The organism is Streptomyces echinoruber (genome assembly GCF_014651135.1).
GTDB lineage: Bacteria > Actinomycetota > Actinomycetes > Streptomycetales > Streptomycetaceae > Streptomyces > Streptomyces echinoruber.
In genome coordinates this window covers 250,441-272,969 of sequence record NZ_BMWH01000002.1, presented here as the reverse complement: position 1 = coordinate 272,969, position 22,529 = coordinate 250,441, and the positions used below count along the sequence as shown (strand labels likewise).

The window sequence follows — 22,529 nt, the reverse complement described above, 5'->3', positions numbered from 1 at the left end:
CCTTCGCGCCGGCCGCAAGCTGCGCCTCGGCCGCGTTCAGCATCCGCTTCAGCGGCCACTGATGTGGGTCGACGCCCTGGAGAGCGAGGGCGCCGTCCCACTCGTCCCACCAGGCCGCGACCTGCGCGCAGAGCCGGAAGACGGTGTAGTAGGGCGCCCCCCGCCCCCGTACAGCTCGACGACCGTCTCAAGGATCTCGACGACCGCCCGCGTCGGCAGCCGCAGCGCGTCCCGCACCCGCGCGCCCGGGTGCCCGTCGGCGAACGCCTGCGCCTCGTCGAGGTCCTGGAACGACTTCAGCGCCTTCCCGTCCTGGACGACGTCCAGGCGCAGGAAGAACTCGGCCGACTTCGGCAGCATCTGCCGCGCCAGGAAGACACGCACCGCACGCATCGTCCTGCGCAGCACCTGCGGGTCGGTGGCCTCGTCGAGGTTCTCCAGGTCGACGCCCTTCGCTTTCTGCGCCTCGCTCAGCTCGACGTAGGCGTCAACAAACTCGTCGCCGTACACCTCCGGCTGCAGCTCCAGCTCGTGAGGGCCTACCTCGATGATGTGGGGCTCGGTGTTGAGCGCGATCGTCTTCCGCACGGGTCATGTCCTTGTCTCCCGCTCCTCGCCCGGCCCTCAACCAGTCGGCACCCACGAGGGTATCCGGACACCAGAACGGCCCCGCACCTGCGTGCGGGGCCGTTCTGGAGCGTCCCCTGCCCGGCCGTGACGCCAGCGGCTCAGGAACACGCCAGGGTCATGACCTCCCAGCGCGACCGCCATGATGGCACGCGGCCGCGGCAGCCGGCCGCGGATTCAGCGGCCCAACCGCAGCGCGCGGCCCAGGAAGTTGTTCGGGCGCGTGCCGGGATGCCGCACCAGCCGGGTGAACACCACCTCCCCGCCGACCTCGAACCGCAGCACGCCGCCGCGCCTGCGCGGGCGGATCAGGTGGGGGCGGGTGCCGTTCAGCACGTAGTGCACCGCCGGGTGGTCGCAGGTGATGACGCCCTCAAGACCGCGGGGCCCCTCCTCGATGTGCCAGTCGACGTACCGGCCCATCGACCCGGGCGCCTCCTGCTGGGCGATCCGCGCCACCCTCGCGGTGCGCTCCCTCAGCTTCCGCTCCACGCGGCCGCCCCGCATCCGCAGGAACCTGGCGATCCGCCCGGTCTCGATCCTCACCTCGACGCTCACACCGGCACCCCCGCACAGGGCAGGCACGGCGGCAGCGCCACCGTGACGGTCTGCTCGATACCGACGCAGCCGCCCTGCGGGCCGACCGTGCGCTGCTGACCGAGCACGAACCGGCGGCCCCGCCGGCCTTCGGGCGCGGTGTGCGGCAGGCAGCACAGCAGCGCGTTGTAGACCGTCAGCGCATCCACGTGCAGGATCCGCGCGGCCTCCCGCAGCTCCTCGCAGCCAGGCGGGCAGCCCTCTTCGGTGGGGACCGGCGCGCACCGCAGCACCGTGATGACCAGCTCGACCGCGGTGACCGGCGGCGGCTGGCAGTTCCGGGCATCCCGCACCGTCTGGTCCTGCTGGGGGAAACTCGACACCGTCGACGGGAAGATGCGGGTCACGTTCACCGACAGCTGCCCGCCCGTGTGCTCCGTGCACGGGTCCTCGCAGCCGTCCCAGGCCGGAAGGCCCGGGACGACGCAGCGCCGGCAGTCCGGGCAGCCAGGATGCCCCGGAACTTCCTCGGCCACCTCGTCGAGGGCAGCGCACACGCAGCCCAGCACCGTCTCGGCGAGTTCATCGATCGCCAGCGGACTCAGCGCCATCAGGGCCTCACGGGTTTGTAGTGGTGCGGGGCCGGCGGTAGTCCACCGACCACACGCGCGACACGGACGGCTGCCGGTACGGGTTCACCGCGACCAGCCACGAGTCGACCTCGGGCAGGCCCGTGCGCAGGTCCGCGTACATCGCGGTCGGGTCCTGGAACTCCAGGTCCACGCCCTGCCGCGACACTCTGCTGACGTTGCGGTTTCGCTGGAGGTTGCAGCCGCACGAGGCGCCGCCGCAGCCCTTGACGAGGTGGCACACCAGCGCGGAGAACGCCGCGATGGCCGCCTCATCCAGCGGCAGCCCCATCCGGTACGTCACGCAGAACGTCCCGGCCTCGCCACACGGCGCCGCCATGTCCTGACAGTCCGGCCAGCAACCACCATCCGTGCGGACGAGGAGACCCGCCGCGTCCACCCGGTACGCGGCCGGGTCGAGGGTCTCACCGCCGATCTGCACAGACACGATGTCGTGCACCGGCCCTTCGAGCCGTACCTCGCACAGCTCGGTGCACGAGCAGTCGGAACGGCAGCCGCACACGCGGGCGTTGCGCCACTTCCCGTCCCTGCCCAGGTACGGGATCCACGGGCCCGCGGTGCCCCACCGCACCGCGCCCGCGTAGTCGTCGAGACAGGAGCGACGGCACGGCCTCACCGTGATCGGGCACAGCGGCCCCCAGCGTCGGCCGGATAGGGCCCAGAGTAGGTTCGTTGCGACGCGCCGCCACTTGTCGATCTTCTCCTGCGGGGTGTCCTCGGACAGCTGGCAGCAGTCCGGCTCGAACGGCCACGGCTCGCACGGCGTGGGCTGGAGCGGCATCAGGGCCTCCGAGGAACATGGCGCCAGGCAGCCGCGCGGCGCCGGGCCGGCGCGGCTGCCCGCGGGCCGGACACGAACCCCACCGGGTCAGACCGGGGCGGGAACGGTCGCGTACTCGCAGGACGGCACCGGCGGTGGCGTGGTCGTGATGAACGTCCGCCGGTGGCACTGGTCACCGAGCGGGGTGAGCATCGGGCCCGGCTTACCCGAAGCGTCGGCCGGCTGCACGTTGTACGGGCCGACACCCCACGCGCCGCCCGCGCGGGTCGAGCCGGTGACCTGAAGCGTCACCGCCTCCGATCCGATCTCCAGGTCGCCCAGCAGCCCGTTGCTGACCCACGGCAGCAGGAAGTACACCCACTGCCCCTGCGCGCCGTCCTCGCACTCGTTGCCCAGGACCTCGGCCCACAATTCCAACGCGAAACCGCTGTCGCACTTGATCGAGCAGGTGTCGAAACCGATCGGCTTCCCGTCCCAGTCCATGTAGACCGGATTGCCCGTCAGGATCTCGATCAGCTCCGGGGAGACACTGAAGATGTTCAGCTCCAGGTCGAACCCGCGGAACGTCGGGCAGCCCTTCTTGTACCCGCACACGCGGCCGTTGGCGGCCTTGTACTCGATGTCGTCGCCGTCGTCCGAGTTGACGTTCATCGCCAGGCTGCTGAAGCAGTCGAAGACGAACCCGTTGGGGCCCGGGACCGGGTGACCGCACTGGTCCAGTCGCGTCACGCGCATCACGTCCCCGTTCGCGATCAGGGGGCAAGACATGGGCCGTAGCTCCTCTACTCGCAGGAGCCAGGCCCTCAACCATGCGGCGCCACCAGTCTAGCGATCAGGAGTTCGAGATAAGGGGCCATAGCGGCGCGGGCTCATCCCACACGCCGCTGTCCTCATCGTCGGCGCCGCAGCACCCGTCGTATGAGAGCGCCATCACCTACCGTCCTCCGGCTTGGCCTTGCGACGCCCGCCGGCCGCCGCGGGGGTGCGGCGTGCCCGCGTCTTCGCCGGGGCCGCCGCCCCGGCCCGGCCGCTGTCGTCCTGGGCGTCGCCGGCGACGACTTGGCCGCCGGGCGGCGGCTGGCCCGGCACCGGCTCGCGCTCCTGCGGCCCGGCCGCGAGCTGCTCGTCCTCCAGCGGAGACCGGTACCGGTGACCGTCGACCGTCGCACCGATCAGCAGCTCCTCGGGAACGAGGGTGAACAGGTCCGGCGGCACGCAGAACTCGCTGTGGGAGCAGGTGTCCACCTTCGGGGTCTGGGCGACCGCCCACTTCGCGAACGCCGCCCGCAGGTGCGGGGCGGGCTTCACCCTGATCGTCAGCAGCACGTCGAGATCCTCACTGCCGCCGCCTCGCAGCACGCCGTCTCGATGACGGACGTCCGCTCGGCGAGCACGTAGCGGTCGTTCAGGCGGGTGTCGATGCTCTGTGCCTCGCTGGCCGGCAGGAGGTCGAGCGGGCCGCGCCGCACCCGCACCGGGCCGGTCACGTAGATCCAGGCCTCCCCGGGCGGGGCCTGGGCGCAGGTCGCACCGCCCACGTTCGCGGCGTAGCCGGCGCCGAACACGACGCCGTTGCCCATCAGCGTCTCCGGACACTGGGTGTCGCGGGTGCGGGTGACGACGTTGCAGCAGCCGAGCAGCGCCGCAGCGCCAGCCGGGACGTGCAGAACGCCCTGACCGCCGTAGTGCTCGGCCAGCCAGCCTTCCAGCGCCGCGATGCCCTGCGCGGCCTGAAGTGCCCCGCTGGCGGGGGTGAGGTCGTTGCCGGCGGCCAGGGTGCACAGCGCGTTCACCATGAACCACGCCTCCAGGGCGCGCTGCTCACCCATGCGGATCGTCTCCGTCACGTGGATGAACGCCTCGTCCTGCGTCATGCCGAACGTGGAGCACGTCACGCCGGCGTACACCGTCACCGGGTCGAACTCGCACACCCCGGGCCGGTCGAACACCTTCGACGCCGGATTCGGTGCGGCCGGGGGCGGGCAGTCCCGCTGCCAGGTGTGCGCCTCCGCGCACGACAGCGGCACCATCTGCGTCCCGTTCAGCTCGTGCAGGTCGGTGACGTCCACGACCTCTACGCACCCGCCGAGGAGGCCGTAAGGGCTGGGGTTGCCGCGGATCGCGGCCACCGTCTTCGAGGGCCCTGCCATCTGCCTCACGTCCTCTCACCTGGAGGCGCAGCCCCGGCCGGGCAGTAGGCGCGGGGCTGCGCGAGGAGGGTCGGGTCAGGCGGTCGGGCAGGTGGGGGTCAGGCGCGGGCCCACGGAGCCGTCGGCGCAGACCGGGATGGTGACGCGGCGGGACTCCGGGCCGCGGTAGATCAGCGCGTTGCACGACTCGAACCACAGGGCGGTCATGTCGTTCGTCCGCAGCAGCGTGCTGTCGTGCACCACCCCCAGGTTGACCTCCGGGCCGCGGCCCATCTGGAACGCGCCGGCCGGGTACAGCAGCACCTCGACCTGGGACGGCCAGTCCGTCGCCGGCGCGGTGCCGCCGATCTCGGCCGGGATCGCGGGGGGCACGTTCTTCACCCAGTTCACGCGGACGCCGATCTCCGCGAACTTGTCCTCGATGCAGGTGGCGGGCAGGTCACAGACCTGCGATCCGGAGCGGCGGGCGATGTCGGCGAGGAACATGTTCCGCAGCCACCACGGCATCGCGACCTCAAGGTTGATCGTGTCGCACAGGTGCCAGCGCTCCACCATGTCGGCGACCTGGAGCGCCAGCGCGCCGTACACCGCGGTGAAGGACGCGAAGCTCGGGGCGGTGGTGACCGGCGTCGACTTGGCGCGGGCCTGCGCGTACATGGCGGCCTTCAGCCGCATCTCGTAGGCGACCATCGCGCGCCGGATGTAGAAGGTGTTCAGCTCCGGGAAGAACCGCTGCGACAGGATGCCGGACTGCACGCACGCGCCGTACGCGGTGCAGCGGACCTCGACCGGGTCGTGGCAGGGGATCTTGAAGCACGGCTTGGTGGGATCGCCGTCGACCGCGCTGATGTCATCGGCCTCGGTCCACTCCCACGTCATCGCGTTGATGTCGAGCTCGGGCGTCATGTAGTAGCGGATGCCGCCCCGGCTGAGGTTGATCTCGGGCAGGTCCCACAGGTTGTCCGGGCAGCTGTACTCGACGAACTCGTAGATCGTTTCGCTGGGCGCGCACCATCCGCCGCTCGCGACGAGGTCGCCGCCCTTCAGGCGCCGCTGGTCGGCCGCCTTCAGGACCTTCATCGTGCCCTCTTCGGGCGAGCCCGCGTCGTTGACGATGAGGTCCTGCGCGAACGGCAGCTGGTACGTCGCGGCGATGGCCTTGCCGCCGTTCGCGACCAGGCCGGCGACCTTGGTGACGGACTCGGTCAGGGCGTCCATGTCGAGCGGGGTGCCGAGCTGGGCGCCGGGGACCTCCGCCGACGCAGTGATGGTGATGCCCGTGCCGCCGTTCCTCGGGACGAGCTGCTTCGGCTGGTGCAGGCGCACCGTGGACAGCAGCGGCACCGGCCGGCGCGGCACGACAGCGGAGGCGGCGACCTCCTCCGCTTGGGCCGGCGGTTCGACGGCCGGGGCCTCCTGGGCCGGGGGCTCGACGGCCGGGGGCTCGACGGCCAGTGTCTCCAGTTCCTCACCGGCGGCCGTCTCGGCGGGGTTCTCGACGGTCAGGCCGACCTCGGCGGCGAGGGTGTCGAGTTCAGCGAGGGCCTCCTTCGCCTGCTCGACCCGGGCGTCCTGCTCGGCCTGCATCGCCTTGATACCGGCCGCCAGCGTCCGCACCGCGGGCATGTCGGCGATGTCGAGGTTGGGGTCTTCGCGCTTCGCCTGGAACGCGGTGCGGGCGGCGGCGAGGTGCTGCTCCAGCTCCTCGTTACTGAGGGCGGTGATGTCGTCCGGAAGCTCGTACGGCTTGGGCATAGGGGACTCCTGAAGGCTTCGCAGGAGTCAGGCCCTCAACCATCGACTGAAAAGGCATATTAGCTGCCTACACGGCCAGGCCGGGCCCCGGAAGGCACCGGCCTGGCCGTGCATGAGGGGTTCACGCGCCGGGCGCGGCTTCGGCCGTCTCACCGGCCTGGGTGGCGTCCGCGGCCGGCGACTCGTCCGCCTGGGCGGCGTCCGGGTCGGGGTCGATGACGCTGCCCGGGTAGTTCTTGTTCACCGTGCGCGCCTTGGCCAGGTCGTGCGTCTGGAACACGACCGCGCCCTCACCGCCCTGCAGCACCACCTTGTAGAGGGGGGCCGGCACGCGGGCGCCGGATGCGGTGACCACGGTCCGCTGCTTGCCGCAGCCGCAGCCCATCAGCTGGCTCCCTTCGTGACCTCGCGGACCTCGCGGCCGGCGCCCCGGGCGGCAACGGACTCGGCGGTCGTCTTGTACGGGGTGGGTCCGAACACGCGCCGCCCGTTCTCGACGACCTCGTACTGCGTCTTGTTCTTCCCGCAGTTGCATCCCATGACGGTCAGTTCCCTTCCTGCTGTGCCGGGGCGCTGGCGGGCTCGCCGAGGAGAGCGGCGAGCTGGTCGGCTTCGGCGCGGGCGGCGGCACGCGCCGCCTGCCTGCGGTCGAACGCGTCCACGAGGGCGTCGACGAGGCCCGTGTCCTGGATGATCGCCGTGGCGAGCGCGCCCAGGTCCACGCCCGGCGTCTCAGCCGCTGCGCGGGCGTGCTTCGGGTGCGGATCGGCGGGCGGCGCCTCGGCCAGGGCGGCGGCGGCCGCGGTGATCGCGATGTTCGACCGGTCGATGACGGCGGCCACAGCATCGGCACCGGACGCGGCGAGCCGGGACGGATGCCCGGGGGTCGGCACCGACAGCACCGCCTTCAGCTGCCAGCGCCCGTCGCTGCCCTGCGTCATGTGGTAGCTGGGCTGGCAGGCCCGGTACACGAGCCCGTCCCACGGGGACAGCCAGTCGGCTGCCGCGCCGGAGAACCACATGCCGCGCTCGTTGATGCCGACCGTCACCACCGCGCCGACGGTGCGGGAGTCGTCGAACTGGCACACCGACGTCTCGCACTCGAAGCCGTCCCGGTGGTGGCCGACGTTCATCGTCATCGGCCCGACCGCGACCTCCGAGCCGTCGTCCAGGCGCAGCTTCGTCCGCAGGAAGTACGAGGTGTCGATGCCGCGCTGGGCGAGCTTGTCGATGGTGACCTTCCGGCCGTGGACCTCGTGCGGCACGCCGGCCTGCGCCACCCAGCCGTAGGCGCGGCCGTCGACGACGTGCACGCCGCCGCTGTCCGGCGGGAGTTCCTCCTCGGTGGGCTCACGGAACCACGCGGCGGGGAACGGGTCGCGGGCCTGCATCACCTGCATCGCCGAGGCCACGATGCCGGCGTCGAGGGTCTGCGGGTGGCCGATGCTCGCCGACACTTCGCCCTCAGGGTCGGTGGATGCGCCCACGTACAGGCCTCGGGACAGGCGCACGATCCGCCCGGCCTCCAAGGCCCGGTTCAGGTGCGAGCGGACCGCGGCCGTGTCCAGCGACAGGGCCTCGGCGATGTCACGGGCCGTCACGGGCACCGGGCTGCTGCACACGTAGGTGACGACCCGCTCGTGGTTGTCGCCGCCGGCCGCCAGGACGACCGGCCCGGACGCCGTCTGCTCGGTGACCGCGTCCAGGACGATGCGGGCCTGATCGAACGCGGGCATCGCCACGAGGGTGGCGCCGCGCACCCGGGCGCGGGTGATCCGCAGCAGGTACGCGCCGGACTCCTCCTCGTGCACGACGACACCGGCGTCTGGGTCGTCGGGGTCGCCGGCCGCCGCGGTGAGCTGCGCACCGAACACCTGCCGGGCGGTCGCCGGGGAGATGACACCGCCGGGGCTGGTGAACAGGGTGACGGTGCGGGTCGTGTGCGCCATCTCGGCGCCGGACGCGGTCCACTCGGGGCGACTCGCCGCGGTGATCTGCCACGCGCCGTCGGTGAGCTGCACGACGCTCGCGGTCGAGAACGACGCCTCCAGCAGCATCGGCGTGTCCTCGTCGGCGCGGGCGGTGTTGTCGAGGATCTGCACGCTGACGTCGTCCAGGTCGACGCTCACACCGAGTGGGGCTTCCTGGTCGAGGAGGTTCGCCGCCTCCCACCCCGCGCTGGTAGTCAGGTAGAGCACTCCGCTGCCGGTGAGCCGGTCGCCTTCCACGGCGAGGGCCTGGATCGCGCCGGCGAGTTCCGCGCCGTCGTGGGCCTGCCCCATCCGCTCGCAGTACGACAGGGGCCACGGGCCGTCGCCGTCCCAGTAGAGGGAGTCCTGGGCGAAGATCCGGCCGTCGCCGGTGGCCTGGCCGAGGTAGGCCAGCGCGGTCCCGTCGGGGGTGGACCAGGTACGTACCGGCGGCGGCATCGGCGCCTCCGCCTCGGTGGGTGTGGCCATGGTGGGGTCCTCCTCCTGCGGTGCGAGCGGAATGTCGACGTGCTCGCCAGCGAACGCGACACGCAGCCGGTCGAAGACGACAGGGCCGACCTGCTGCACGAGGTCGTGGAAGCGCTCCGGGGCGGTGTCGTAGACCGCGGTGACGTGGGGCTGCCACGGCGAGTGCTGCACGGGGATCTCGGGCAGCGTGCTGGCGTCGTGGGCGTCCTCGACGGCGTACAGGGCGGCGATCCGCGCGTCCTGCAGGTCGGGGCCGCTCGGGTGCCGGCCCTCCCGGTGGTCGCTCATGTTCCACACCCACACCGGGTCGTCGCCGTGCGGGTTCCAGTGGGCGACGCCGAACGCGTGTGCGGCTACTGGCTGTCGGGGCGCGTACTCCCGCACCATCGCCACGAGGGCTTCGCGCTGCTCGGTGCTCCAGTCGTCGGCCTCGCCGAGGAACATCAGCGTGCAGTGCAGTTCCTCGGGGGGTTCGCCGTCGGCAAGGGCCAGGCGCTGCGCGTCCTCCTGCGCCGGCAGGAGAGCGATCATCGCGCCGGTGTGTGCGGCGGCCGCCGCTGTCACTGCTGCACTGGCCTTGGCTCGGCGGTCGATCACGATGTCTTCGTGGGCCCAGGTGATTCGCTTCTGGAAGTCGCTGCCGCCGGATGCTGCTGCCAGCACCGCGGCGGAGCGGGAGGCGTGGACGCGCGCAGCAGCGGTGAGCGCGTTGAGGGGCTCCAGCTCGTAGTACGGCGGGCTCGTCGGGCCGCCCCGGTCGACTACCTTCCGAACCCGGAACTTCGTGCCGGGCGGCAGGATGACCTCCTGCTCGTCGGCCGCGAAGCCGCCGCTCCTCACGGAATCCACGTCGAGCATCCGAGCGCCCTTGGGCATGACGATCCTGAAGAACGTGTGGTTGGGGTCGTCCGGGTCTATCTCGATCGGCAGGACATCTTCCCGCTTCGACGTGGACAGGAAGCCCTTGTCGTGGAACTCGTCGCCCTCGTTCAGCTCCAGCTGAAAGTGCTCCATCCGCCGGTACAGCGTGGTCTCCGATGGGGCCGGGTCCTGGATGCTGATCAGGTCAGTCAGCGCGGATATCTGCTGCCGCAGCCGCTCGGCGGTTCTCTCGCTGGTGCTCGGGTCGATGCCGTTTCGCAGGGCGCTGTTGATGCTCTCGTAGCCGCTGCCGGTGTACCGGCGCAGCACCGCACTGTGCTCGTCCTCGGTGAAGCGGTCGGAGCCCAGCCATCCGCCGTTCGCGTGTCTCGTCAAACCGGTGCGCCGCTTGTTCCGGCCGCTCGGGTGGTACTTGATGTAGCTGGGCCGGCCGCGGGTGCCGTGGAAGGCGCGCAGGAATCGGTCTTCCTTCGATTCGAAGACGCCGCCTCGCGCGGGCACTTGAGATCCTGCGGCTGCTGTGCGTGCTTCGGGAGCCAACCGAAGGATGCACCGGCAGTTCACGGTCAGCTCGGCCGGGGCGAGCGGGTCCCCGGGGTACTGCATCGGCACGCCGGCGACGGTGAACGCCTCGTCGATCAGGCGCAGCGCACCGTCCACGGCGTTGTGGGCGTGCCGGACCCGGGCGTCGTGCCGGGTGACCCACTGCTTCACCAAGGGCCGGCCGGGGCCGGTCAGCTCGCGTGCGGCGGCGAGGGTGGTCGCGTTCCAGGCGCGGGTCGCCTCGGTGCGGGCGATGCGCTCCTCCCGGGTCTCGCCGAGCTGTGCGCCCTCGCGGGAGAACACCTCCCGCAGCCTGGCCTTCAGCTGGGGGACGTTCTCGCCCGCGTCTAGGCCGGCCGCCAGCTCGGCCAGCGCGGCGGCGGTGAGCCGGTCACCGACGGCGCGCAGCAGGTGCTCGGTGTCGGTGACGTACGAGCCCAGCGAGGGAGGCAGGGCGCCATCGTCGTACCGTCCGGGCAGGTCTTCCCAGCCGTCCGGGAGGGCGGTGCCGGTGTCGGCCGCCGCCTGCGCAGCGGCGCTCTCGGCGACGCCGAGGAGCCGGCGGACGATGCGCGGCACCCGCGCCTTCCAGAACCAGCCGATCTGGGCGAGGGAGAACCGGGCGGCGACGATCTCCGTCGCGTCGGCCAGTTCGCGGTCGGTGTCGGCCGCCACCTCATCGAGAGCAGCGCGCACCTCCTGGGCGACGTCCTCCTCGGCCGTGCGGAGCTGCTGTTCGACGTCAGGCACGGTTCACCTCCGGGTCGTCGGGGTCGTTGCAGAGCACGCACCCGGTGACGGAGCCGACGACGGTGACGCCGGCCGGGTAGAGAGAGACCACGTCCGTGGTGAAGCCGCTGTACGCCTTGCAGGCGGCGCACCACTGGCCGGTGCGCACGTTGGCCACCGAGGGGTGCGGCGCGGCGGTACGCGGCCGCTGGCGGGCGCGGTCGGGGGTCATGCGGCCAGGCCCAGGCACTTCGCGAAGCGGAGCACGGCTTCGGTCTCTTCGTAGCGGTGGGACTTGCGGGCGGCGATCAGGGCCCGCGCGTACTCGTCGAGGGCGAGGACGAGGCACGGGCCGTCGATGCCGTACCGGTGGGCGACCTCGGGGACGCGGACCCACGCCCCGTCCAGCAGGTGCCAGGCGTCGATCTGGTCCGGGTCGACGGGGAAGACCGTGTGCAGCTCGCCGGGTTTGATCTCGCGGGCGCGGGCACGCTCGCTGCGGGGGCAGGCCGGCTTGTTGCGGAGCCGGTCGCCGGCGGCGGCGAGCGCGGCCCAGATCAGGGCGTCTGCGGCGGCCACGAGCCCGTCAGGCAGGCGGGGGGCGGCCGAGGCGGGCAGGGTGTCGGGGATGCTGGTCGTCTCTCCCACGGGCAGCGTGCTCACGTTGTTCTGGGTCTCCTCGTCTGGGTCGTTGGAGGTGTCGTCGGGGGCGGTGTCATCCGGCGGGTTCTGGTCCTGCTGGTCTTCGCCGTCGGGGGCGTCGGCCTCGTCGAAGCCGGTCTCCCGGCGGGCCGCGGCGGCGCTGATGAGGCCGGCCTGGTAGGCCTCCAGGGCGGTCTGGGCGCGGTTGGCCTGCACGCGGAGCTGGCTGGTGTCGAACCACACCAGCCAGTCGTCGGCGTCTTCGGCGTTCTGCGCCTTGAGCATGGGGCGCAGCCACTGCGTGGTGAGGGCGTGGCACACGATCCGCAGCCTGGGTTCGACGCCCAAGCGGATCGCCTCGGCGGTGAGCGCCCAGGCCCCCCAGTGGTTCACGTCGCCCAGGTGGCCGAGGAGGATCTCGCTGGGGACCTCGACGGCGTTCGCGATCCGGCGGATCGTCTCCTCACGGAGCCGGATCGCTAGCTCGTCGAACGTCGATTCGAACGACAGCCACTTGATGTCGCTGATCGACTCGGCGGGGACCTCCAGCACGATCGGTACGGTCGCGGCCGCGCTGTCGGGTTCACGGATCGCGGTCGCGGCGACCTCGAGGAAGATCTCGATCAGGTCGTCCTCGGCGTCGCCGGTCTGGCCGGGCTGGGTGGGGAATCTGGTGCCCTTGGGGACGAGGAGGACACCGCGGCCGGTGATCCGGGACCGTGCTATCGCACTGATCGCCGCGTTCAGCAGCTGGAGCTGTTCGAGGAGGTGCAGGGATGCCCGGATCGGGGAGTCCGCTTCGATGTGCCGGCCGGGGAACGGCTTCCACACGCGGATCGCGATCGGCGCGTCCGGCGCGTCCACGGTCTCGTCGTCCAGGGCGGGGATCTCGACGTCTTTGCCGTCGATCTCCGCGATGAGCTTGCCGCCGTTCTCCTCGCGGATCTCCAGCTTCGACAGGACGTGCCACGAGTACTCCGGGCCGTCGCCGGTGGTGTCGTCGTCGGTCTTGGGCTGGACGACGATCCAGCCTTCGCCGGCGACGACGAGCTGCACGCCGAAGTCACCGAGGAGGCTGGCTTGCCCGTCGGGGCCGCCCGCGATCTCCTTGACGATCTGCATCGCCAGGTGGTCGTCGGGGGCGCGTTCGACCGTGCCGTCGTCGTTGCGGCGGCCGGCGTACAGGACCGCGCCGGACATGGCGTTGCCGACCCACTCGCCGGAGAAGCGGACCTCGGGGACCTCGCGGAACTGCTCCCACGCCTCGGTCTGCCACTTCTCGTCGGGCTTCTTGCGCTGGCTGCCGCCGATGTTGGCGGTCTTCACCGTGTAGCGGGCCGCTGCCGCGGTGAGCTGCCGGAGCACGGTCAGTGGTCCAGCGTGTCGTCGAAGCGGTTGAGCAGGGCCTGGGCGCCGGCGACGGCGAACCACTCGATGCCGTGGACGAGCCACGAGGCGTCGCCCCAGGAGTCGGTGGCGAGGAGGTACGCGAGGAGCGTCACGCCGGACAGCCAGAACCCGAAGCAGTAGATGCAGCTGACGAGCTGCACGATGAAGCCGCGCGCCTTGCTGTCGATCTTGTCGGCGTGCCAGGCGCCGAGCCGGCGGCGGGTGCCGTCCAGGATCGAGTCATGGACGCCGAGCTGCGTCGCGCGGTAGGCGGCGAAGCCGAGCAGTGCGAGCACGGGCAGAGAGATCACAGGCCGCCTCCGGTGAAGACCCCAGGTCACGAACGGCGGCAATCGTACTGCGCACAGCGTGCAGCAGTACGCACCAGTGCGCGCAGTGCTGCGGGTCAGAACAGGGGCAGGGCGTCCGCGCCGTCCGGGTCCGGCTCGCCCGGGTCGGCGGGCAGCTCCATCTGCCGGGCCGGGAGCGGCAGGTCCACGATGGCGAGCGAACCGAGGCAGGACACCAGGGCACTCCCCGGCGGCCTCCCGGGCGGGTCGTGGCGCCACACCCGGCCCTTGCTGAGGCGGCCGGCGACCGGGCCGGCCGCGATGGACCGGCCGCAGGCGGAGCATTCGACGCGAGGCAGCTTCACGCCCCTCAGTGTGCCGGGCCGGGGACGGCGCTGGTGGTCAGTTCGTGCCGGGACGGTCGCGCTCTCGCGGGCGGTTCTGGGAGGGTCAGCCGATCCGGCGCGAGTAGGGGGACGCCGGCCGGTTCCCGCCGCCGAGGGGGGCCTGCGGGAGCGGGGCATGGGCGATGGCTCCAGCGTTGGCCTCCGGGATCAGGCCGTACACCAGGACACAGGAGGCGTCGATGCGGCCGGGGCTGTCGGGGTCGGTGGGCTGCCACGTCGCCCACTCGCGCTCCAGGTCGGTGAACACGCCGCGGAAGCGGACCTTGTCCTGCACCATCTGCTGCGCGATCGGCTCCGCCCGCAGCAGCTTCCCCTGCTTGGCGCGCACCGGGAGGATCGCCGGCATCAGCGCGTTCTTCGGGATCTCCCCGTCCCGCTGGAGCTTCTCCCACGACGTCTGGATCGCCAGGACGCACATGTCCCGGCCGAAGTTCCACTCGACGTAGATGATGCCCGCGTTCGTGCGGTGCGCGAGCCGGCACGCCGCGGTGGACCACTCGGCCGAGGACATCGGCGCGGAGACGTCGTCGGTGATCCACACGCGGCCGTCGTCGCCGAGGAACCCGCCGATGACGCCCGCGGTGTCCCGGCCACCGCCGGAGGGGTCGATCGAGACGGCGATCTTCTGCGGCTCCACGGGGGTGGTGGTGTCGCGCAGCAGGCGCAGCAGTTCCTCGGACACGAGCGCTCCTTCACCGGGCTGGGGGTCGCCCTGGTAGAGGGCGTGCCAGTCCCGGACGATCGACGTTGCCTTCTTCTGCGCCCACCACGCCTTGAGCCGCTCCACGGCCCGGGTGGGGATCTTCGGGTGCGGCAGCGGCTCCCCCGGCTCGCGGCCGAGCGGGTCGGGGCCGAACTTGGGGTCGGCGACCGCGGGGAGGTGGATCACCTTCCACCGGCCGCCGTCCTCGATGCGGCCCTCCTCGTGGATGCGGCGGCCGGCGAAGTCATCGGGATGCCATCTGGTTTGGATCGCCACCACGGCGGAGCGGTCCGGTTGGAGGCGGGACAGGGCGGCCGAGCTGTACCAGTCGTGCAGCGCGCGACGGGCGGACTCGGATTCGGCGTCGGCGCGGTCCTTGTGCGGGTCGTCGATGATCAGCAGGTTCACCGGGTGCCCGGTCAGGCCCTTCCCGACGGAGACGGAGCGGACGCCGCCGGCCTTGGTGACCTCCCAGTCCTGCATCGCTCCCGACCCGGGCCGCAGGTGCAGCCCCCACTCGTCGCCGTACTCCTCGACGTAGGAGCGGATCTTCTTGCCGCGGCGCAGCGCCAGGTCGTCGCCGTAGGAGGTGACCGCGACCCGGTCCCCGGGGTACAGGCACAGCCACCAGAACGGGAACCACTCCGCCACGGTGGTGGACTTCCCAACCTGGGGCGGGGTCAGGATCAGCAGCCGGTCTACCTCGCCCCGGCCGACCTCTGCGAGGGCGTCGCCGATGACCTTCAGGTGCGGCCGCATCCGGAAGGTGCGGTCCAGGCCGCGGGCGAGCGTCACCGGATCCTGCAGCAGGTCGGCGCTCATGGAGCGGCGCGCGGCCTCCAGCTGCCGGTACACCTCGGCGTCGTCCAGGTGCTCCAGCTCGTCCACGGCGACCGTCACGGGTTACGCCTCCTCGTCTTCGTCGTCGCTGCCGTCCACGGCCCGGATGCGCTGGTTCACCGACGCCGCGAGTTCCCCGAGGCGGGCGCGGCGCTGCTCCGGGCTCATCTGCGCGAACTCGGTGAACTGCTTGGCGAGCGCGTTGGTGCCTTCGCTGGTGACGGCGATCGTCTCCGTGGGGTCACCGAACAGCACGCGGCGGTGCCGCATGGCGACGTCCATGAGGCGGATGAAGTCGCCGGCGGACAGCTCGGCCGCGTTCAGCGTGGTGAGGCGCTGGGCCAGCTTGCCGATCGCCGCGCCCAGGATCTTCGCGTCGGTCTCGGCAGCCTTCCGGCGCTCCTCCAGCCACATCGCCTCGTACTGGCGGTCCAGGTGCCGGTCCCAGGCTTCGACCCGCTCGCGCCAGCGGTACTGGGCGGCGAGGTTCCTCACGTGCCCGTACGCGAGTGTCAGCCTCCGTGCGGCTTCGGTCAGGGTGCGGGTCCTGCCGAGGTCCCGGTAGGTGGTGAACTGCCCGTGTTTGTGGGGGGTCTCTCCGGGCTGACGTTCCCACGGGTCCAGGTTGGGGTCGAGGGTGATGGGTGGGCGGGTGCTCATGCGAGGTCGCTGGGGAGGTGGTTGGGTCCGGACAGGTACTCGCCTGCCAGGCGTTCGAGGAGCTTCCAGCCCTGCCCCTGCTCGATCTCTCCGCGTCCTTCTGCAGCGGCTATGGCCTTGTTGAGGGTGATGGCGGCGGGGGCGGGCAGGGTGCGGGCGCCGAGGACGGTTTCCAGGCCGACGTGCCCGTTGTGCAGGGGCTCGCCGGCGGGGCTGGTGTAGCCCTCGGCGAGTTCGTCGAGGTGGCGTTCGACGATCGCGAGGATGGCGTGGAGGGCGGTGGCGACGTTGCCGACCTTGTGCGCGGAGTGCGTGGAGGCGAGCGTGTCCAGGGTCTGCTCGTAGTCGGCGCGTGCCGCGAGCCAGGATTCGTTCTGGCCGAGGCGGGCCTGCTCGAAGGCTTCGCGGGCGGCTTCCAGCTCGGACGGCAGGAAGATCAGGCTCACGGTCGCGAAGTCCAGGTTGGCTTCGGAGAGGCCCTCGGGGCTGACCTCGGCGAGGAGCTGGAGCTGGGCGTCGTCCAGGCCGGAGTAGGCCCGCCAGTCCACGTCCTCGATCTGGTCGTACAGCTGCTGAAGGGTGGCCGGGTCGTCCTTGCCGGTGATGGCGTTATGGGACAGCTGTCGGGCGATGAGCTGGTCCTTCTCCTGCGGGTCGTCGATGAGCAGGCAGGTGATCTCCTCCAGGTCGGCTTCCACGGAGGCGTCGCAGCGGTGGTTGCCGGAGACGATCAGCTCCTCGCCCTCCGGGTACTCGCCGGCCCCGTAGATGAGGGGGACGCTGGTGAGGCAGCCGTCCGCGCGGATGTTCGCGACGAGCCGGTCGTACTCCTCCTTGGTCTGGTAGTGCGCGTTGACCGTGAGGCGGGTGAGCTTGCGCGGGTCGCGCTGGACGAGGCGGGGCCGGATGCGCTTGTCGCCGGTGCTGGTGGTGGTCATCGCAGGTCCTTGCCGTGTTTGGTCTTCCACAGGGACAGGGCTTCGTTCAGGTCGTAGGCGCCGAGGGGGCCGCCGTACTGGAGCTGGTAGCGGTGGATGCCGTCCGCGCCGGGCTCGGTGCGCTTCTGCAGCTTCACGCCGGGGATGCCGCGCCCGTACTTTGCGCTGTTGGGCCGGTCGGTGAACGCCGTGGTGGCCCAGGAGTCGATCCGCTTCGACAGGGACCGCTGCACGAGGAGCTGCGCTTCCTTCGTGGAGGCCGCCATGACGATGAGCTTCGCCAGGCGCCGGTAGCGGGTCCACGACACCGGGAAGTCCGACATGAGGTAGGCGGTGGTCGGGTCGAACTTCGGCGGCAGGTATGCGAACGCGCCGATCAGCTTGCCGTCGACGGCGACGCCGCACGCGATGAGCGGGCTGCCGGGCTTGATCGTCTTGGACATGAACTGGGAGCGGATCGCCGCGAACTGTCCGCCGGTGAGGACGTGGAGCGTCATGTGGTCGCCGAGTTCCTCGTCCTGCCCGATCTTCGGCATGGGGATCGGCTCGACGGGCTGGTGGGGGCGGACGATGCGGCGCGGGCCGGCGGCGGCGTACACGTAGATCGGCAGGCCGCGGTTCGCGGTCTGGACGACGCCGGCGAGCTTGTCTCGCAGCTCGGGCCGTTCGATGTGCAGGCCGAGGACCCAGTTCGGTCGGTCCTGGACCTGTTCGATGATGCGTTCCTTGCCGTCTTCGGTCAGCTCGTCGAAGGCCGGCTCGGGCCAGTGGAAGGCGGCGTCGATGCTGGCGAACTGCGCTTGGTAGTCCTTCGCGTAGAACGGGGGGAACATCACCACCGGGGCGTCGGGGGGCACCTCCTGGTCGAGGTAGTCGCGGACGTCGCCGGCGTAGAACGAGCCCAGGCGGGTCTGGAGGTTCCGCAGCTTGGTGGCGGTCTTGTCGTGCATCCGGTCCCACTGGTCGCGGGTGGCGTCCATCATGCGCCGGTAGTAGGCGCCGTCCTTGCCGACGTACTGGAGGAAGCGGGTGCCGAGCATGAGGGTGGCGAGGAGGTCGGTGCGGTCCTCCAGGTACGGCTTGAGCCAGCCGAGTTCGGCTTCGTACTCCTCGCGCAGGGTGTAGTTGAGCGGGTCGCCGGCGAGGTACCAGCCGAGGGCGCAGGAGTACGCCTGGATGTCGTTGCCGTGGATGCGGCGGGCGTCGCCGAACCGGGCGTGCAGCACCCGCTCGATGGTGAAGTTCCCGGAGCAGCCAACGTAGATGTCCTCGCCGGGCCAGGTGCCGGCGTGCTCGTAGATGATCGACCGGAGGGGCGCGGGTATCGAGCCGTGGAACATGTGCCGCTCCAAGAGATCCGACGGGGCAGGGGCTACCTGCGGGTTCGTCGGCCCATTGTCAGCGGTGGGGGGGAATGCGAAGGACCCCGCCCGGGGTGGGTGGGGCGGGGTCCTTCGTGGAGCGCCGGCCAGGGCTTGCACCTGGACCCCCCGACTGGAAGTCGGGGCGTGCTACTTACACGCACCAGCGCGGGTGGCGGTCGTGCCGCTGCTCAGAACGACCGGCCGATGGGATCGTACATCAGCGGGGGGTGTGCCAGGGGTGCGGGAACGGGCGGGTCCCGGTGTCAGGTCAGCGGCGTGTTCGGTTCGCAGGACCACAGGGTCACGACGATCCGGACGTCTTCGCCGGCGATGCCGTGATTTCGCCGCAACTTGACGTATGCCCGCTCCATCACTTCCCAGCGGGTGAGGTGGCCGGGGAGAACTCCTTGAACGGTTCCGCTCCCGCCTTCGGCCTCACCGTCTTTGAAGACCCAGTCGGCGGTGAGGACGTAGAACCACTCGGCCGGCTTCGGTTCGCTCACTGCTGGTCACGCCTCCTTGGTGACAGCGGCGAGTGCGTCGCGGAGCTGCGGGACGTCCCGGTAGCACAGCTCGGTGCCGAGGAGGTGCCGGTGGGTCTCGTGGTAGACGACCCACGGGCCGCGCAGGTGGAGGCGGTCGCCGTCGAGGGTGACGGTCCAGTGCGGGTCGGCGGCCGGGCCCTGCCCGCCCGGGGCGCGGGTCCAGGAGGTGTCCGGCTGCTCGCCCTCGGCCGGCCGGGGCCAGCGCTGCCACTGCGGGTGCGCGGCGACCTGGTCGAGGGCGGCCAGGATGTGGGGGGCGTCCCCGGCTGGGACGACGACCTCGTGCCGGCCGGGCTGGGTGACGACGCCGGCCGGGGCGTTGCCGCGGGTCAGGTAGAACGACTCGCCGCGGATCTCGACCCAGTAGGGGCCCATGGCCGGGGTGGGCTCCTGGATTGCTCCCATGGCTGCTCCTTCGCGTGTGCGGTCAGGCTACCTGCGGGCGGTGGGGGCGAGGGCGGAATCCGGGCCAGTGGGAGCTGCGATTCCGCCTGTGGTCGCCTCGTTGCCAGGTCTTGGGGATGGGGGAGGCTCTGGGGGTTGGGCCCCTTAGACGTCCGTGTGGCCGCTGAGCAGGTCCAGTTGGACCGCGGTACGGTTGCCGCTCTGGTCTGCGGGTTTGTTGTGCTCCAGGTGGGCGGCGACCGTCCACTCCCACCAGGCGGGCCGGTCCTTGCGGGGGCCGCCGGCCAGGATGAGCTGGTCGGCTCGCGCGTCGTGCACGGTGCCGTCGAGGATCAGCCACACCTCGCACCGGGGCAGGCCGGGCCGGGTGATCATGGCGAGGTGGTGGATGTCGCCCCAGCCGGGGTGGAGGGCGCCGGGCTTGACCCACGTCCAGGTGCCGGGCCGGATGTCGCCGGGCCCGGCCGGGCGGTGCCGGTACGGCGGCTTCTGCCGGCGGGCCCGCCGGGGCTTGGGCGGGTAGTAGTGGCTGGGTGGGTAGTGGGGGTGTGCCTCCCGGTACGCCTTCCAGTCGGCGGCCTGCTGTACGGCGACGTCGGCGGCCGTGTAGCAGCGGGGGCCTTTGTGCCAGCGGCGGGGGCCGCGGGTCTCCCGGTAGGTGGGGGCGCCGCACACGCAGCGGATCATGGTGAGGTGGTCGCGGGCGGTCTCGCACGGCCAGGGCGTGGTGCAGGTCCGGCACGTCCAGTCGGTCTCGCGCGGGCCGGTCGGCAGGTGCTCGTCCGGGAGACGGATCGGGCGGATCGTCCATCCTGTGGCCATCTGTGGCGTCCTGTCTCGGTCGGGTCGGGGTGGTGGTGGTCGGCGCGCGGTGGGCGCGGTAGAACAGCAGTGGGGGCCGGGGGACGCTGCCTGTCCCCCGGCCCTCACCTGCGGGTTGCTCGTTGGCTCCAGAAGGACTTGCTGGCCATGCAGGGTGGTTCCTTCCTCTGTGGTGGTGGGGCCGGGGCGCTGCCTGCTCCGGCCCCGGGGTGTGGTCAGGCCTGGGGGAGGTGGTCGCACGGCCAGCACGCGTCCAGGGCGCGCTGGGCGAAGCGGAGGGCGCCCGGCTCGTCCTCGAAGCGGGCGGCCGCCTTCGGGGTGTGGCCGCAGCGGGCGTGGAGCACGCCGACCGTGCTGGTGCGCAGCGTGACCCCGTCGGTCTCCTGGATCACGTACGGCTCTCCCCCGTTGACGTCGTGCACGTGGTAGCGGGCCGGGGTGTCGCCCTTGGCGGGCTCGATGCGGTCGAGGACGGCGATCTTCGCCGGGGTGGCGACGAGGGTGATGCTGCTGGTGACCTCCACCGCGTACGGGGGGACGGGTTCCAGGCCGGCGGCCCGACGCTTGGCGGCGATGCCGGCGGCCTCGAGGCGCCGTTTGCGGGCGATCTCCAGGAAGGCGAGGCCGATCGCTTCTCGGCGGCTGCCGGCGGTTGCCCACACGCGCCGCTCGCCGTTGACGTCGCGGACCTCCCACTCGTCTCGGTCGCCGGTGAGGTAGACGGCCATCTCCCAGTCGGTGACGTTGGTGTGGGCCGGGGTGTCGTCCGGGTAGCTGCCGGGGACGGTGAACAGGTAGCCGTGCTCGGCGAACGGCGAGGGGTCGGGGAAGTGGCCGGGGCCGTAGATCGTGAGATGGACGTCGGGCGGGAAGCTGTTCACGGGTGCCTCTCTGGGATAGTGGAGCGGGTGGATGGTGTCCGGGGCCGGGGTGCGCTGCCTGCACCCCGGCCCCGGTGCGTGGGTCACCACGCCTCGGCCATCTCCTTCAGGAAGTTGAGGGCCGTGCCCAGGGTGGCGGCGCCGAGCACGGTGACGTTGCTGTTCCGGCTCGCCTCGTCGAAGTCCGCGGCGGGCACGATGAAGTTCAGGTAGCCGGCCTTCTGGGCGGTGCGGATGCGGTCGGGGACGTCGACCGCGGGCCGGACCCGGCCGTCCAGGCCGAGTTCGCCGATGAGCGCGGTCCGGGTCAGGGCGTCCGGGCCGTAGTGGCCGGCTGCGCCGAGGATCGCGCAGGCGATGGCGAGGTCGTTGGCGGTGCCGGCGGGCTGGTCGGTGCCGGTGTCGACGGTGACCGTGATGCGGCCCGCGGGCCAGTCGTAGCCGCTGTTGACGATGGCCGCGCGGACGCGGTCCCGGGTCTCCCGCTCGTTGCGGACGCCGCCGAGGATGAACGAGCCGACGCCTGGGGTGATCGCCGCGTGGACCACGGCGGACTCTCCGTAGACGTGGGCCTGGGCCCGGTCCGGGGCGGGAGCCGGGCGGGACGTCTTCGACGCCGGGAGTTCCGGCAGGGGGACGGTCCGGTACGGCAGGCCCTGCGGGGCGATCCTCCAGCCGGCCGCGTTGGGGAGGTTGCCGAAGGGGATCGCGTCGCGGAGGATGCCGTCGACCTCGTCGACGGTGCTGTCGGGCAGGCCGTGGCCCGCGCTGCTGGGGGCGTGCCACAGGGTGCGCCCGTGGGCGTCCAGCACCTCGTGCAGCTCCCTGGCGTCGGCGTCGATGGTGAGAGCCGCGGCCTCGGGCAGGTGCTCGCGCACGAGGTGGGCGGCGAAGGCTGCCGCCTGGGAGTAGAGGGCGCGGCGGGCGGCGTTGGCGGCGTCGTAGGCGATCTCGAAGGCCGTCGAGTGGGCGGCCGTGGCCGGGTCGGTGGCGTAGGTGCCGGTCACGTGGGTTCCTCTCGTGATGGTGGGAAGCCGGCCCCGGGGTGGGGACGGCTGGCGCCTTCCGGGTGGGCGGCACGCGCTGGGCTGTGGTCCGTCGCGTGCCGCCCAGGGAGTGCTGGCCGGCCCGGCGGGCGCCGGGCCGGCCGGGCGGGTCAGTGGATCTCGCCAGCGGTGATGCGGCGCACGTTGTAGAAGGTCGCGCGCTTGTTGATCGCGATCAGGCGGACCTGAGCGACGACCGGGTCGATCTCGCCGGCGCGCAGGGCCTTGATGAGGCCCTTCACGCTGTCGTGCACGACCCGGGAGCCGGTGGCGGTGTTGGCGTTGCCAGAGTGGAACAGGTCCCGGAGGGGGGCGATCTGCTCGGCCAGGCGGTCGGCCAGCTCGGTGGCGGTGAGGGCGGTGGGGGTGATGGTGGCCATTTCGCGCTCCTTGTGGAGAGTTGGTGTGTTTTGAACTACTTTCATTCTGCCCGAATTAGCTTTACCTAGCCAGTTTTAACAAGCTAATTCAGTAAAGAAGTCGC

At 71.6% G+C, this 22,529-nt stretch carries 25 protein-coding genes; all 25 read right to left on the bottom strand.

Annotated elements, in window-relative coordinates:
• Nucleotides 1-48: 48 nt before the first annotated feature.
• Nucleotides 49-588 carry a hypothetical protein gene (locus IE225_RS04225; RefSeq protein ID WP_190055927.1) on the bottom strand — a complete coding sequence of 180 codons (540 nt, stop codon included), beginning with the start codon at nt 586-588 and terminating at the stop codon, nt 49-51.
• Nucleotides 589-804: 216 nt separating this feature from the next.
• Nucleotides 805-1,185 carry a hypothetical protein gene (locus IE225_RS04220; protein ID WP_190055926.1) on the bottom strand — a complete coding sequence of 127 codons (381 nt, stop codon included), beginning with the start codon at nt 1,183-1,185 and terminating at the stop codon, nt 805-807.
• Nucleotides 1,182-1,775, bottom strand: a complete 594-nt coding sequence (locus tag IE225_RS04215; protein ID WP_190055925.1) for a hypothetical protein — start codon at nt 1,773-1,775, stop codon at nt 1,182-1,184. Before IE225_RS04215 ends, IE225_RS04220 begins: the two co-directional genes overlap by 4 nt.
• Nucleotides 1,776-1,782: 7 nt before the next feature.
• On the bottom strand, nt 1,783-2,595 hold the full coding sequence (locus tag IE225_RS04210) for a hypothetical protein (protein ID WP_190055924.1): 813 nt from the start codon (nt 2,593-2,595) through the stop codon (nt 1,783-1,785).
• 87 nt (nt 2,596-2,682) lie between these two features.
• Nucleotides 2,683-3,363, bottom strand: a complete 681-nt coding sequence (locus tag IE225_RS04205) for a hypothetical protein (RefSeq protein ID WP_190055923.1) — start codon at nt 3,361-3,363, stop codon at nt 2,683-2,685.
• Nucleotides 3,364-3,525: 162 nt separating this feature from the next.
• The gene (locus tag IE225_RS04200; RefSeq protein WP_190055922.1) at nt 3,526-3,921 is read right to left on the bottom strand and encodes a hypothetical protein; all 396 of its coding nucleotides are present in this window, start codon (nt 3,919-3,921) and stop codon (nt 3,526-3,528) included.
• On the bottom strand, nt 3,912-4,745 hold the full coding sequence (locus IE225_RS04195) for a cupin (protein ID WP_190055921.1): 834 nt from the start codon (nt 4,743-4,745) through the stop codon (nt 3,912-3,914). Before IE225_RS04195 ends, IE225_RS04200 begins: the two co-directional genes overlap by 10 nt.
• Nucleotides 4,746-4,820: 75 nt before the next feature.
• Entirely contained in the window at nt 4,821-6,500 is a 1,680-nt protein-coding gene (locus IE225_RS04190; RefSeq protein ID WP_190055920.1) for a major capsid protein, read from the bottom strand.
• 121 nt (nt 6,501-6,621) lie between these two features.
• Nucleotides 6,622-6,885 (bottom strand): hypothetical protein, encoded by a 264-nt coding sequence (locus IE225_RS04185; RefSeq protein ID WP_190055919.1) that lies wholly within the window; start codon nt 6,883-6,885, stop codon nt 6,622-6,624.
• Nucleotides 6,885-7,040, bottom strand: a complete 156-nt coding sequence (locus IE225_RS04180; RefSeq protein ID WP_190055918.1) for a hypothetical protein — start codon at nt 7,038-7,040, stop codon at nt 6,885-6,887. Before IE225_RS04180 ends, IE225_RS04185 begins: the two co-directional genes overlap by 1 nt.
• Nucleotides 7,041-7,045: 5 nt before the next feature.
• Nucleotides 7,046-11,134 (bottom strand): ADP-ribosyltransferase, encoded by a 4,089-nt coding sequence (locus IE225_RS04175; RefSeq protein ID WP_190055917.1) that lies wholly within the window; start codon nt 11,132-11,134, stop codon nt 7,046-7,048.
• Nucleotides 11,127-11,345, bottom strand: a complete 219-nt coding sequence (locus tag IE225_RS04170) for a hypothetical protein (RefSeq protein ID WP_190055916.1) — start codon at nt 11,343-11,345, stop codon at nt 11,127-11,129. Before IE225_RS04170 ends, IE225_RS04175 begins: the two co-directional genes overlap by 8 nt.
• A complete protein-coding gene (locus tag IE225_RS04165) occupies nt 11,342-13,120 on the bottom strand; it encodes a phage portal family protein (RefSeq protein ID WP_190055915.1) in 1,779 nt (592 codons plus the stop codon). Before IE225_RS04165 ends, IE225_RS04170 begins: the two co-directional genes overlap by 4 nt.
• A 2-nt stretch (nt 13,121-13,122) precedes the next feature.
• A complete protein-coding gene (locus tag IE225_RS04160) occupies nt 13,123-13,455 on the bottom strand; it encodes a DUF1360 domain-containing protein (RefSeq protein ID WP_190055914.1) in 333 nt (110 codons plus the stop codon).
• A gap of 95 nt (nt 13,456-13,550) precedes the next feature.
• Nucleotides 13,551-13,799: a hypothetical protein gene (locus IE225_RS04155; protein ID WP_190055913.1), complete on the bottom strand. Its 249-nt coding sequence runs from the start codon at nt 13,797-13,799 to the stop codon at nt 13,551-13,553.
• An 85-nt stretch (nt 13,800-13,884) separates the two neighbouring features.
• Nucleotides 13,885-15,444 carry a terminase large subunit domain-containing protein gene (locus tag IE225_RS04150; protein ID WP_190055912.1) on the bottom strand — a complete coding sequence of 520 codons (1,560 nt, stop codon included), beginning with the start codon at nt 15,442-15,444 and terminating at the stop codon, nt 13,885-13,887.
• A gap of 3 nt (nt 15,445-15,447) precedes the next feature.
• Nucleotides 15,448-16,044: a hypothetical protein gene (locus IE225_RS04145; RefSeq protein WP_190055911.1), complete on the bottom strand. Its 597-nt coding sequence runs from the start codon at nt 16,042-16,044 to the stop codon at nt 15,448-15,450.
• A complete protein-coding gene (locus IE225_RS04140) occupies nt 16,041-16,982 on the bottom strand; it encodes a ParB N-terminal domain-containing protein (RefSeq protein ID WP_190055910.1) in 942 nt (313 codons plus the stop codon). Before IE225_RS04140 ends, IE225_RS04145 begins: the two co-directional genes overlap by 4 nt.
• Nucleotides 16,979-18,322, bottom strand: a complete 1,344-nt coding sequence (locus IE225_RS04135; protein ID WP_190055909.1) for a putative antirestriction adenine methyltransferase — start codon at nt 18,320-18,322, stop codon at nt 16,979-16,981. The genes IE225_RS04140 and IE225_RS04135 overlap by 4 nt, the downstream gene beginning before the upstream one ends.
• A gap of 287 nt (nt 18,323-18,609) precedes the next feature.
• A complete protein-coding gene (locus tag IE225_RS04130) occupies nt 18,610-18,849 on the bottom strand; it encodes a hypothetical protein (RefSeq protein WP_190055908.1) in 240 nt (79 codons plus the stop codon).
• A 6-nt stretch (nt 18,850-18,855) separates the two neighbouring features.
• On the bottom strand, nt 18,856-19,296 hold the full coding sequence (locus IE225_RS04125) for a hypothetical protein (protein ID WP_190055907.1): 441 nt from the start codon (nt 19,294-19,296) through the stop codon (nt 18,856-18,858).
• Between the two features lie 144 nt (nt 19,297-19,440).
• A complete protein-coding gene (locus IE225_RS04120) occupies nt 19,441-20,118 on the bottom strand; it encodes a hypothetical protein (protein ID WP_190055906.1) in 678 nt (225 codons plus the stop codon).
• A 215-nt stretch (nt 20,119-20,333) separates the two neighbouring features.
• Nucleotides 20,334-20,999, bottom strand: coding sequence for a hypothetical protein (locus IE225_RS04115; protein WP_190055905.1), 666 nt, complete (start codon nt 20,997-20,999; stop codon nt 20,334-20,336).
• An 83-nt stretch (nt 21,000-21,082) separates the two neighbouring features.
• Nucleotides 21,083-22,006, bottom strand: a complete 924-nt coding sequence (locus IE225_RS04110) for a magnesium chelatase domain-containing protein (RefSeq protein WP_190055904.1) — start codon at nt 22,004-22,006, stop codon at nt 21,083-21,085.
• Between the two features lie 149 nt (nt 22,007-22,155).
• A complete protein-coding gene (locus IE225_RS04105) occupies nt 22,156-22,425 on the bottom strand; it encodes a hypothetical protein (protein ID WP_190055903.1) in 270 nt (89 codons plus the stop codon).
• Between the last annotated feature and the right edge of the window lie 104 nt (nt 22,426-22,529).